Here is an 847-nt window from a genome sequence, read left to right on the forward strand (position 1 = left end):
GGCCGAAATGGTACCGGTAGAGTTTTGGAGCTACCTCAATAGCCACATTAAACACACCAATCCTAACGCGTTTATCCTCGCAGAAGTCTATAACCCTGACTTGTACCGCGATTTTATTCATTTAGGTAAAATGGATTACTTGTACGACAAAGTCGATTTATACGACACCTTAAAAGCTATTATTCAAGGTAAAGCCAGCACAGCAGCCATTGCGACAGTACAAGCCAAAGTCAGCGACATCGATCAGCACATGCTGCACTTTTTAGAAAACCATGACGAGCAGCGCATCAACACAGCCGACTTTGCTGCTAATCCATTTAATGCCCTACCCTCCATGGTGGTATCAACAACCTTAAGTGGCTCGCCAACCTTGCTGTATTTTGGCCAAGATGTTGGCGAACAAGGCGCTGAAATAGCAGGCTTTGGCCAACCGACTCGCACCAGTATTTTTGACTATGTGGGCGTGCCAGCCCATCAACGCTGGATGAACAACGGCAAGTTTGATGGCGACCAATCCACAGCCGATGAAAAAGCCCTGCGCGCCTATTATCAAACGCTATTAAACCTAAGCCATACAGCATCGGCGTTAAGCGGTGATTATATGGAATTAGACACCCTACAGCGCCAGCTCAATACCCAAGGTTACGATGACGAGGTATTTGCTTTTAGCCGTTTTAACAACGACCAGCAATTGATTATTGTTAGTAACTTTAGCCAGCAACACAGCAAAACGTTTACCCTAACATTGCCACACACTCTAATTAACCAATGGCCTGTCACTAAAAACACACCCGTTAAAGACTTACTCAACCACACTCAGTTGACTGAGCAGCTCGTGTTACTGAGC

Annotated in this window: 1 pseudogene; it reads left to right on the forward strand. The window is 45.7% G+C overall.

The annotated features are described in order from the left end of the window. Positions 1-847, forward strand: a pseudogene (locus V7783_RS21020) (alpha-amylase); the annotation flags it as partial.

Source organism: Pseudoalteromonas sp., assembly GCF_036960685.1.
Lineage (GTDB): Bacteria > Pseudomonadota > Gammaproteobacteria > Enterobacterales > Alteromonadaceae > Pseudoalteromonas.